General features: G+C 51.2%; 9 protein-coding genes. 4 read left to right on the forward strand and 5 right to left on the reverse strand.

All coding sequences use genetic code 11. From position 1 onward, the window contains the following. The first annotated feature begins 20 nt into the window (after positions 1–20). Both JI741_RS32690 and JI741_RS30140 read left to right on the forward strand, forming a co-directional pair. Positions 21–3,404, forward strand: a complete 3,384-nt coding sequence (locus tag JI741_RS32690) for a DUF1080 domain-containing protein (RefSeq protein ID WP_236676347.1) — start codon at positions 21–23, stop codon at positions 3,402–3,404. A 20-nt stretch (positions 3,405–3,424) separates the two neighbouring features. After that, a complete protein-coding gene (locus JI741_RS30140; RefSeq protein WP_202016022.1) occupies positions 3,425–4,534 on the forward strand; it encodes an acyltransferase family protein in 1,110 nt (369 codons plus the stop codon). Positions 4,535–4,707: 173 nt separating this feature from the next. On the opposite strand, the gene JI741_RS30145 is transcribed toward JI741_RS30140, so the two are convergent. Together JI741_RS30145 and JI741_RS30150 are read right to left on the reverse strand one after the other, a co-directional pair. Next, positions 4,708–5,415, reverse strand: coding sequence for a LytR/AlgR family response regulator transcription factor (locus JI741_RS30145; RefSeq protein WP_202016024.1), 708 nt, complete (start codon positions 5,413–5,415; stop codon positions 4,708–4,710). After that, positions 5,412–6,419 (reverse strand): sensor histidine kinase, encoded by a 1,008-nt coding sequence (locus JI741_RS30150; RefSeq protein ID WP_202016026.1) that lies wholly within the window; start codon positions 6,417–6,419, stop codon positions 5,412–5,414. The genes JI741_RS30145 and JI741_RS30150 overlap by 4 nt, the downstream gene beginning before the upstream one ends. Positions 6,420–6,555: 136 nt before the next feature. Between JI741_RS30150 and JI741_RS30155 the strand changes: the two genes are divergently transcribed. Both JI741_RS30155 and JI741_RS30160 read left to right on the forward strand, forming a co-directional pair. Further along, the gene (locus tag JI741_RS30155) at positions 6,556–7,176 is read left to right on the forward strand and encodes a dioxygenase family protein (RefSeq protein ID WP_202016027.1); all 621 of its coding nucleotides are present in this window, start codon (positions 6,556–6,558) and stop codon (positions 7,174–7,176) included. Positions 7,177–7,337: 161 nt separating this feature from the next. After that, positions 7,338–8,072, forward strand: coding sequence for an NADPH-dependent F420 reductase (locus JI741_RS30160; RefSeq protein ID WP_202016029.1), 735 nt, complete (start codon positions 7,338–7,340; stop codon positions 8,070–8,072). Positions 8,073–8,188: 116 nt separating this feature from the next. Here the strand turns inward: JI741_RS30160 and JI741_RS30165 are convergent, their stop codons facing one another. From JI741_RS30165 to JI741_RS30175, 3 genes are all read right to left on the reverse strand, one after another. Continuing rightward, positions 8,189–9,076: a hypothetical protein gene (locus JI741_RS30165; RefSeq protein ID WP_202016030.1), complete on the reverse strand. Its 888-nt coding sequence runs from the start codon at positions 9,074–9,076 to the stop codon at positions 8,189–8,191. Positions 9,077–9,408: 332 nt separating this feature from the next. Continuing rightward, complete coding sequence (locus JI741_RS30170) at positions 9,409–10,941, reverse strand: sulfatase family protein (protein WP_236676354.1); 1,533 nt, start codon at positions 10,939–10,941, stop codon at positions 9,409–9,411. A 242-nt stretch (positions 10,942–11,183) separates the two neighbouring features. After that, on the reverse strand, positions 11,184–12,089 hold the full coding sequence (locus JI741_RS30175; protein WP_202016032.1) for a helix-turn-helix domain-containing protein: 906 nt from the start codon (positions 12,087–12,089) through the stop codon (positions 11,184–11,186). Positions 12,090–12,097 lie beyond the last annotated feature (8 nt).

Here is a 12,097-nt window from a genome sequence, read left to right on the forward strand (position 1 = left end):
GTAAAGAATCTATCGAAAAAATGAAACGAATAAACTTCATACGCCTCATCCTGTTCTTGTCGCTGCTCGTCCCTCAACTGCTGTGGGCGCAAGATCAACGTTTGATGAAAACAAAAGTGGCCGACGTGCTCGCGCTGCTTCCCGCCAGCGACAATGCGCAGGCTATCCGCCTCTATAAAGAAATTATGGGCTTTGGCGACGCGGGCATCACGGCCCTGACCGAGGGCGTGCAGCCCAACGGCAATGCCGCCGGTGTGCCCTATCGCTATGGTGTGTCACTCCTCACTCACTATGTGACCACCAAAGAAGACAAGGCTCAGATTGAACGCGCCTACCTCGCCGCATTGGGTAAGGCCAGCGACGTGGAAGTGAAAGCCTATTTCATGGACAACCTGAAACTGGTCGGCTCCAACGCCGCCGTGTCGGTGTTGACTCCTTTCATTGCAGACAAGGATCTGTTCGACCCCGCAGTTTCGGCCCTGGTGTCGATCAACACCGACGATGCCCGCAAGGCCATTGCCGGTGCGCTGACCAGCCAGCCCGCTGCCACACAGATAAAGCTGATCAAATCGGTTGGCACGTTCCGCTACAAACCCGCGCTGGCGGCAGTCACCACGTTGGCGACAGGCAACGATGCGCTCGTGAAGAAACAAGCGTTGTGGACCATCGCGTTGTTGGGCGACGCCGCGTCCTATCACGTGTTGCTGGCCGAAGCAAAGAAGGCGGGCTTCAAGAACGAAGCTTCCGAAGCTACGGTGTCGTTGATTGAGTATCTGCATCAGACTACCCTGAGCAACAACCCCACGCTCACTAAAGAAATCAGCAACGCCATCCTGGAAAACACACCGGCACCCGCCCAGCAACATTTCAGACTCGCCGCGTTGAAAGCCCTGGCGTTGGCAGACCCTGCTGGCTCCGTGAAGGTGCTCATCAAAGAACGCAGTCTGTTCGACGACGAATATCAAAAAGAAGTGCTGAAGGTGGCGGCCACCACGGCCAACACACCCGACGCGCTGAAGAGCTGGACCAAAGAATACAAAAAAGCAACGGGTGCGGCACAGGCCGACATCCTCGCCACCCTGGCCAAAGCAAACCGGAACACCGCCTTTGTAGAAAGCACACTGGTGCCCGCACTCGCTTCGAAAGAACAAGCCACACGCACCACCGCCGCCGCCGAAATTGCATTGAGCCGCGACAAGAAATACATTCCTGCATTGCTGGATTACCTGCTGAAGACAACCGACGATGCCGAACTCGCCAGCGCGAAAGCTGCCGTGCTTCAACTGGCCGGCAAGGACAGTGGCGCATTGATCGCTCAAAAAATCGAGACGGCTCAGCCCAAAAACAAGGTGGCCCTCATTCAACTGCTGGGAACACGCCGTGCCACCGACCAGTTTGATGTGGTGGCCAAGCTCACCGCTTCAAGCGACGCCGCAGTGAAGACTGCCGCATTCGATGCGTTGCCTTCTGTGGCAGCTTCCAACAACACGGCTGCCTTGCTCACCATGCTTGCCGCCACCAGCGATGAGAAAGAAATAAAAGCCATCCAATCGTCGCTCGTTTCGGGCCTTGACAAAAACTCCATTGCGTTGCTGGATGCGGCCTATGCCAAAGACAAAACCAAACTGCTGCCCGTGCTTCCCTTTGTGAAGGATGCCGGTGCGCTTGAAAAAGTGACGTCTTCGTTCTACAAGGGCGATGCGAAAGAAAAAGAAGTGGCCTTCACCGCGCTGGTGAACTGGAAGAACAACGATGCCGTGAGAACTTTGCTCGCCATCCGCAAGGACGAAGCGTTGAAGAAATATCACGCCGCAGCATTCGACGCCTATGTTTCGCAAGTGTCGGCCTCCACATGGCCCGACGATGAGAAGCTGCTGCTGTTGCGCGAAATCATGCCGCTGGCCGCCAACAAAGCCGAGCAGACCAACGTGATTGAAGCTGCCGGTGGTGTGCGAACATTCCTGTCGCTGATGTTTGTGTCGCAATATCTCGACGACGCAGCCCTGAGCAGCGCCGCCAGCCGTTCGGCCATGCAGATTTCGTTGCCCACCTCCGATGCCAAACCCGGCCTCACCGGTGTGGAAGTACGCAACACCTTGCAGCGCATGCTTGACAAACTCACCGGTGCCGACAGTCAGTATGAGCGCATCGACATCCGCACCTATCTCGAAAAGATGCCGTTCACAAGAGGATATGAATCGATCTTTAACGGCAAAGATCTTTCGGGCTGGCAGGGTTTGGTTGAGAACCCCATTGCCCGTTCGAAGATGACCAAAGAAGTGCTTGCCAAGAAACAAGCCGAAGCCAACGCCAAAGTGAAAAACAACTGGAGCGTGAAAGACGGCTGCATCTATTTCGAAGGCGACGGCGCCAACCTGTGCACCGTGCGCCCCTATGGCGACTTCGAAATGATTGTGGACTGGAAGATTTCCAAAAACGGCGACAGCGGCATCTATCTTCGCGGCTCACCACAGATTCAAATCTGGGACCTGGCCCGCATCGACGTGGGCGCACAAGTAGGCTCCGGTGGTTTGTATAACAATCAGAAAGAAAGAAGCACGCCGCTGGTGGTGGCCGACAACCCCATTGGCGAATGGAACACCTTCAACATTAAAATGATCGGCGACCGCGTGACCGTGTATCTCAATGGTGTGCTGGTGGTTGACAATGTGGTGATGGAAAACTACTGGGATCGCGGCCTGCCCATCTTCCCCGAAGAAGCCATCGAACTGCAAGCCCATGGCACCGAGCTGGCCTTCCGCAACCTCTATGTGAAAGAGCTTAACACAAAACCTTATCAGCTCACACAGGAAGAAAAAACACAAGGCTTCAACGTGCTCTTCAACGGCAAGAACCTCGATGGATGGATCGGCAACAAAACCGACTATGTGGTAGAAGACAACACCATCGCCATCTATCCTTCTAACGAAAGCCACGGCAACCTCAACACCGAAAAAGAATACAGCGACTTTGTGTTCCGTTTTGATTTCCAACTCACCCCCGGTGCCAACAACGGCCTGGGCATTCACGCACCGCTGGAAGGCGACGCGGCCTATGTTGGAAAAGAAATCCAGATCCTCGACAACACGGCACCGGTATATTCCAAACTGGAAGTGTATCAATATCACGGTTCTGTATACGGTGTGATTGCGGCCAAGCGCGAGTTCCTGAAACCTGTTGGCGAATGGAACCAGGAAGAAGTGTATGTGAAAGGTGACTACATTAAAGTTACCCTCAACGGCACGGTGATCCTGGAGGGCGACATGAAGAAGGCTTCCAAGAACGGAACGCTCGACCACAAAGACCATCCCGGCCTGAACAGCCACAAAGGACACATCGCATTCCTGGGCCACGGCTCCATTGTGAAATTCAAGAACATCCGCATCAAAGAACTCACTAAATAAAAAAACTCTGCACTGAACCTATGGCTTCCATCTCTCCAACGCAACGCCTTTATTCCCTGGACGCGCTCCGGGGCTTCGACATGTTCTGGATCATGGGCGGCGAAGAAATTTTTCACGCCCTCGCCAAGATCACCGGCTCGCCGGCGATGGAAGCCATTGCGCATCAATTCACACACCCCAACTGGCACGGGTTCCGGTTGTATGACCTCATCTTCCCGCTCTTCCTCTTCCTGGCCGGCGTGGCCACCCCCTACTCCATGGCCAAAGAACTGGAGAAAGGCAAGACACGCGAAGAGCTGCTGCGCAAGGTGATTAAGCGTGGTTTGATTCTGGTTGTGCTGGGCGTCATCCACAACAACGGGCTGGACCTGAAACCCATTTCGGAAATCCGCTTTGGCAGCGTGCTGGGTCGCATCGGCCTTGCCTATATGTTTGCCAACATCATTTTCCTCTACACCAAACAACGCGGGCAGATCATCTGGTTTTGTTCGTTGCTGTTGGGCTACTGGTTTCTGATCCTCTTCAATTCGGCCCCGGGCTTTCCCGCAGGCGACCTCACCATGGAAGGAAACTTTGCGTCGTACCTGGATCGTCTCATCATGCCGGGAAGACTTTACCTGGGCATTCACGACCCCGAAGGACTGGTGTCGACTATTCCAGCCATTGGCACAGCGCTGTTGGGAATCTATGCCGGCAACCTGTTGAAGTATGGCACGCAGACCGCAGAACGAAAAGTATTGCAATTGTTTCTGATGGGCGTTGTTTCGATCGTGCTGGCACAACTCTGGAACCTGGTGTTCCCCATCAACAAAAATCTTTGGACCAGCTCGTTCGTGTTGCAAGTAGGCGGCCTGAGTCTTATTCTGCTCTCGCTGTTCTACTACATCATCGACGTGAAGGGCATTAAACGCTGGGCGTTCTTCTTCACCATCATCGGCATGAACTCCATCCTCATCTACATGTCGGGCGATTTCATAAACTGGGATTACACCACGCGCGCCATCTTCCCCTGGTTGCTGCAACTGGTGGGCGAACCCTGGAACCTGCTGGCGTATGCAATCTGCTACCTGGTGGTGGAGTGGATGTTCCTGTATTTCCTGTATAAGAAGAATGTGTTCCTGAGAGTGTAAGTGTCGACGCCCGTCTTGGTTGCGTGAAACTCAACATAAAAGAAGCTGGCCAGTGTCAAATACTGGCCAGCTTTTTTCATTTCACTGCAACGCCCAACAATGTCTTCGCTGCGCGGGCATTGTAATCTTCCTGTTTGCGATCGGAGGCGTTAAACTTTATCGCCGCACCACCATCAACGTTTGATCAGGTTGTCGCCCATCACACGACTCAGCACGTCGTCTTTCAGCGTGCGGCTCACGGGAATATGCGCGGTGCCGATCATGAGTTCGTGGCCGTCCAACGCGGTGATCTTGTCGAGGCTGACGATAAACGACTTGTGTACCCGCATAAATTTTTCCTTGGGCAGTTTCTCTTCCAGGGCCGTGAGGGTGATGTAGGCAATCCGCTTGCCTTTTGCTGAATGGATCACGGCATAGTTCTGCATGGCTTCCACGTACAACACTTCGCTATGGCTCACCTTCTCAAACACCTGATCACATTTAATAAAAAAATAGTCCGCGCTCTGCGCCGTGGCTGTCCGGAGGGAATGAAATTCAAAGGCCTTGGTCACGGCCTTCTGAAAACGCGCGAACAGGGTGGGTTTCACAAGATAGTCGATCACGTCGAGCGAATAACCTTCAAGCGCGTAGTCCGGATGGGCGGTGGTAAAGATCACCAGGGGCGGGTTGACCAACAATTTCAGGAACTCGATGCCGTTCAGGTTCGGCATCTGGATGTCGAGCAGCATAAGGTCTACCGAATGATTTTTCAGGTGGCCTGCGACAGCTTGTGCATTTTCAAATGAGCCCACATGTTCCAGGAACGGAACATCGCTCACATACTCCTCCATTCCCTTACGGGCCATGGGTTCGTCGTCGACGATCAGGCATTTCATTTTCATTTCACTTGCAGGGTCAGGTTAACTTCAAACCAGTCGTTTGTCTTCCGTACGTCCAGCGCATGTTGATTGGGGAACAGCAGTTCAAGCCGCCGTTTCACATTTCTCAGTCCAATGCCTCCCGACGCCAGCGACATGTTTGTGTCCACTGTGTTGGCGATGGCCAGCGTGAGGGCACCGTTGCTTCGTTTCAATGTGATGCGAACTTCATTCTCGCGGTGGCTGTAGTTGGAAACATGCTTGAATGCATTTTCAACAAACGGGATCAGCAACATGGGCGGAAGCTGAAAATCGTTTAGCGCGCCCTCGGTCTCAAACCTGATCACATCATGCCCGTTCCGCCTCAGCCGTTGCAGCTCCACATAGCTCTTCAAATACGACAACTCTTTTTCAATGGCAATCCGGTCGCCGTTGCATTCATAGAGCTGATAGCGAAGCATGTCCGAAAATTTGCCCAGCGTTTCGCGGGCCTCGTGGTTTTGCTTGTCGATCTGAAAGAAAATGGTGTTGATGGAGTTGAACAGAAAATGCGGGTTCATCTGCGCTTTCAGATAGTCCAGTTCTGTATTTAATTTCTCAACAAGAACCTGCCGCAACATTTCGCGCTGCATATACCATTCCTTGCTCAGATACAACGCGGCTGCAAACGCCTGATAGAACAACACAATTGAAAAGTTGTAGAATGCATTGTGATAAATTCCGGCGTGTTCGGCGTCACCAATTCCCATCACATATCGATCATGCCAGCCTTTTGCCAGAACATATAAGCCCATGGAACAAAGCGACGCCAGTATCCAGACTATTTTTTGTTGTCCCAGGCGAGGGATAACAACCAACAGGTTAAAATAGATGACACCGGCCAGCAAAACATTCCTGACAAAAATCTCCAGCACAAATTGAAACATCGAGGTTTGTTCAATCAGGTAGAGCCGGGTGTAGGCGTGGAACCCCAGCGTCAGTGTCCAGAAGAGAATATGATCAAGATGGTACCGGAAAAAGCGGTTCATATATAAAGATAATGGTTTCAGAGGGTACCCTCCTGCCAATCCCGCGCTTTTCGTCAAGAAAATCAAGCCATACATCATGACCCCCTGAGCGGTAGCATGGGATTGCCGTATTTCAGGATATAAAATAAACATCGCTATGAAATCACTCTTCTTCGCATTGCTATCACTCAGCACCACGCTTATTGTTTACGGACAAACGTCCACAAAAAAAATCGGTGGCCCATGCGAAGGATGCGAAGCCATTTATGAGAGCCCGATCCCATTCGATCAACTTCCCTATTCCGTTTCGCTCCCCGACCTCAACAACGCCGGCCCGAAGATCGAGATCAGCGGCATTGTTTATGAACGCGACGGCGTGACGGCCGCGAAAGATGTTGTGCTGTATGTCTACCACACCGATCGCAAGGGCATCTATCCCACAACCGGAAACGAGAAAGGTTGGGACAAACGTCACGGCTACATCCGCGGATGGGTGAAGACGGATAAGAACGGCCACTACCAGATCAGGACGCTTCGGCCCGCCGCCTACCCGGAACGAAACATTCCCGAACACATTCACATCACGGTGAAAGAGCCCGGCAAGAACGAATATTACCTCGACGATTTTCTGTTTTCCGATGATCCGCTGCTGCCCAAAACACCAAGCAAAACGCCACGCGGTGGCAACGGCGTTGTTACCCTCACCGCCGCAAAAAACGGCATGCAACACGCCACACGCGACATCATTCTTGGCCTTAACATTCCCGACTACCGATAGTAGTATTCTCCAATGACACAGAATTTATCGTTGGCCCGTGTAGTTTCTGGCATTACCCTGAATGACGGGATTTTTTCAAGATCGCCCGGGTATTTATAAAAACCATTTGTGTAACTTAAAAGTTACTTATATATTTACGTAACTTAAAAGTTACCATTACTATGAATATCGGCATCATCGGTGCAGGCGGCATGGGGATCTCTCTGGCTTCAAAATGTGTTACCCTGGGGCATACTGTCTCCATCGCCAATTCCAGAGGCCCTGCGTCCTTAAGCCAGCTTGCAAATAACATCGGAGCGGTGGCCGTCGCTGTGGACGACGTTCTAAAGAACAAACATGTGATTATTGTGTCGATCCCCGTGAAGAACGTGCCCGATCTTCCTGCAGCATTGTTTAAACAACTTCCAACCGACGTGGTGGTGATCGACACCGGAAACTATTACCCGACACTGCGCGACGGGACCATTGCAACACTCGACCAACACGGCATCGACAGCATGTGGGTGCAGGAGCAGTTGGGTGTTCCGGTCGTAAAGGTCTTCAACGCCATTCTTGCAACAAGCATCCAGGATCTTGGCAAACCCAAAGGCAACAGCGACAGAATCGCCATACCAATTTCAGGAAACGATCCAAAGGCAAAACAAATTGCATGCGAGTTGGTGGACCAACTGGGCTTCGATCCCTTCGACATTGGTGCGCTTTCACAATCCTGGAAACAACAGCCGGGCTCTCCGCTCTATTGCCGCGACATTACCCTCGTCGAAACAAAGAAACGGGCAAACGCACTGGGAACAGACTGGACAATCATGCGCGACGTGATCCTCACAAAACGAAAATCAGACGAGGCTCTGATGAAAGCCGACTACCCGACCTATCTGAAAGGGCTGCGCAATTAGGTTGAAGACGTGATGAAAAAATCAGCTCATCACGCCCATCCCAAACCTGCAAAAAAAAGAAGCCCGGTTCTTCAACCAGGCTTCTCTTGATAATATGACGGGGTAAACGAAAGGGACTATAAGCAACCCTTCTCTACCAGGTAGCTAACAATTTCCCATTCGGCGCTGTAGACGTCTGTGATCTTGATGAACTTCGATTCGCAGTAGGTATAGATATCCGGGCCGGTAACGGCGCTCTTCACTTTTGCCAGGCTGATGTAGTCAACGGTCTGACCATCGAGGGTGAATGAATTCACTTTGCGGTTAACAATATACGTTACGGATTTAGAAGACGGCGACGTGCTGGGCACGCTGGGGTCTCCCTTGTAGCTTTTTGTCAGTTGACCAATGAGCACATCGCCTTTCATAATGTTGAAGGTCTCCAGAGTTTCCTGCCACATGGTGCTGATGGTAACTTTCTCTTTCGACACCAGGCGCAGGGTGCCTGCAGCCGGGCGGTTAATGATGGGCTCGGTGATTTTCTCTTTGCTTATTTTAATAAGGTTCGAAATGTGCGTGGTGTCTTTGGCGATGGCCTGCGTTTGATCTTTGGACGCGATGAACTGATTGATCAGTTCGGCATTCACACCGTCTTTGCCCAGAAATTCCTTTCCGATATTTTCAAACAGGTATTCCACAAGCTTCTTTTCCGACGTAAAGAATTTCTTCTGATCCGGAATCAGCGACACGGTTTTGCCTACCGAAGGGAATTCAATCGAATAATAGCGGATAGGTTCGTGATAGGGGCTACCAAATTTCACCAGGGGATCTTTAATCTTCACCAGCGGGCTGCCATCCATCGCCGTGATGGATACATTTGTTCCGTTCAGCAAAGTGGCTTCGCCTTCCAGCTTCCCAAGTTGCACATCGTCTTTTGAAAGAATACCTTTTTTGAGCTGGATCTTTTGTGAGAAACCAAGCGTGACAGAAAACGTGAGCGCAAGAACGAGAATGAGTTTTTTCATTGTGGATTTAAATTAACGTTTTGGGTTTACAGATGCCTGAATGATCCGCAGTTTCTTATAGGTCAACTGTAGGCCTACTGATCATTCAATTGCCCCAAATGTAACCGCTGTCTCCCCAATGGATTGTTACGAATTGACTCACTTTCTTACGTGCGTTTGCCGGGGTGAATATTTGTTCGTTTTTTACCTGATCCCTGGCCAGCCGCAGCAACCTCCGCCCACGGCTACATGGGCAGAGGCTGCTGCAGGATCTCAAACTTCCAATGATATTGGAGGGAACCGTCCAGGTCGGAGAGCGGGATGACGTAATGCCCTTGTAGGCTTAACGTACGCTACTTTCCAGCTGTTGACGTGCCTTCAAAAATCTTCAACGCCTCGTCATCTTTATAGTGCACAATCTCATCCTTCAGTTGTTTCTTCAACGCTGCGGTAATCCTTTCGTAGCCTTTGCTGCCGTAGAGATTTTTCAGGTTCTGCGGATCTTTCTTGATGTCATACAATTCCCAGGCCTGGTCCGGTCCATAGAAGCGCACCAGTGTATATTGCCCGGTGCGTATGCCAAAGTGTGGCGCCACGTTGTGCGGCTGGGGATATTCATAGTAGTGATAGTAGATGCCCTTCTTCAATTCCGTTTTTTGTCCGGTCAGCAAAGGTGCAAAAGACTGCCCCTGAATTTCTACGGGAATGGATGTGCCCGTCAGGTCAAGCACGGTCGGTGCCCAGTCCACGTTCGACACAATGCCGTTCACTTTTGTGCCGGGCTTGATCACACCGGGATAGCGAATAACGAACGGTGTCTTCAGCGATTCTTCATAGATGAAACGTTTGTCGAACCAGCCGTGCTCGCCCAGGTAGAACCCCTGATCCGATGCATAGATCACCACCGTGTTTTCAGACAACCCTTTCTGATCGAGGTAGTCCAGCAACCTGCCGATGTTGCGGTCGAGCGAGCGTGCCGTGGCCAGGTAGTCGCGCATGTAGCGCTGATACTTCCATTCCACAAGCGCCTTTCCTTCCAGTTTTTTTTCATCAAACTCCTTGCTCACTTTGTTTTCATAGTACTCATGAAACGCGGCCTTCTGCTCCGGCGTGAAGCCTCTGTAGGGATTGTATCGTTTTGAGGAATCATAGTCCACATGCACCTTGAGATCGGTCTTCAGGATCATGGTTTTATCGATGGTCATGTCCTGTTTCTGTGCGGCAATGCGATCGGCATAGTCATCGTAGAATGTTGGCGGCACGGGGAACGTCACGTTGTCGTAGTAGCCAAGGTCTTCAAGCGCGGGCAACCATTCGCGGTGCGTGGCCTTGTGTCCCACCACCAGGAAGAACGGCTTTGAATCGTCTCTTTTCTCCAGCCATTCTGTAGACAATTGCGTCACGATGTCGGAGACATAGCCCGTATAGTTCACCTTCTCGTTTTTCGAATTGATGAAGTCGGGATTGTAATACAGCCCCTGACCGGGAAGCACGTTCAGATAGTCGAAGCCATTGGGCAACACACCAAGGTGCATCTTGCCGATCCATGCGGTCTGGTAGCCGTTCTTCTGAAGTTGTTCGGGAAACACAGGTTGGTTCACGTTAAACTGTCGCTCGTTCACCATGTAGCCGTTCAGGTGGCTGTACTTTCCCGTGAGCAGCGCGGCGCGGCTGGGACCACAGATGGAGTTGGTCACAATGTTGTTGAAGAGAATGGCGCCGCCGTTGGCAATGCGATCGATGTTGGGCGTTTGCGCCAGTTTGCTCCCATAGGCGCTGATGGCCTGGTAGGCGTGATCGTCTGACAGGATAAAAATCACGTTTGGTCGCTTCGCTTTCTTTTCCTGTGCAAGCACGGATCCGGCCAGGCAAAGCAGCCCCAGCATTCCATAAATAATTCGTCTCATCATTTCTTTGTTCGTATGGTTATCGTCTACAAGGTATATTTATCGTTCTGTATCAGGGTTTTGTTCACGTCGCGTTTCATGTTAGTAGCGTTGATTAAGGTTACAAAACTAACTGAAAAGAAGCCCGGGTAAAAGTGATTCGATGTATGGATGTTTTTACCCGACAAAGCGGAGCGAAAATGCAAGCTTCCGGAAACACCACGCCCCTCGTTGCTCTCGCCTCAGTTCGCATTCCGAAACTCCCTGGGCGATACACCTGTTTTCGATTTGAACACTTTTGTGAAATGTGACGAATGTTCAAATCCCAATTCATAGGCAATCTCGCTGATCGATTTTTTGGTGCCCCACAAAAGTGACTTTGCCTTGTCGGTGATCTGAAGATGAATATGTTCGTGCGTGGTTTTTCCGGTGTATTTGCTCAGCAGGTCCGACAGGTAGTTGCTCGACACATTCAATTCGCTGGCAAAATATTTCACTTCCGGAATGCCCCGTTCAATCAAAGTATCCTGGGCAAAATAGTCTTTTAACAAACGCTCAAAACGTTGAACGATGTCGTTGCTCACCTTGGCACGTGTAATAAACTGCCGGTCGTAGAAACGTTCGCAATAACTCAGCAACAGATCAATATTGCTGACGATCAGTTTCTGTGTATGCTTGTCGATGCTTCGCGAATATTCTTGTATGATTTTAGCCAGGCAGTCGCGCAGGTCCAGTTTTTCATCTTCAGACACGTGCAGGGCTTCGTTGGCGTCGTAGTGAAAAAAGGAATAGTCGTTGATCTTCTTCCCGAGTTCGGTCCGGTTCAACAGATCCGGGTGAACAAACAGGCTCCACCCTTCTTCCATCGTATGTTCATCGGGCGAAGAGCTGATCACCTGGTTGGGGGCGATAAAAACCAGCGACCCCTCTTCAAAATCATAGTGCGATTTGCCATAGAGAAAAATTCCGTCATAACGCTTGCACGAAATCAAATAGAACCCCAGGCGATAGGACACACCGGGTGCGGGCGGCTTTGGCTTTGACTCCACCAGGTTGACCACGCTCACCAGCGGATGCTTGGGCTTCTCCCATCCCTGAAAACGATGCATTTCGCTGATGGATTTTATGTCTACAATTTCGTTTTGCATAGCACTTC

Origin of the sequence: Chryseolinea lacunae (assembly GCF_016735595.1) — a bacterium.
Taxonomy (GTDB): Bacteria; Bacteroidota; Bacteroidia; order Cytophagales; family Cyclobacteriaceae; genus Chryseolinea; species Chryseolinea lacunae.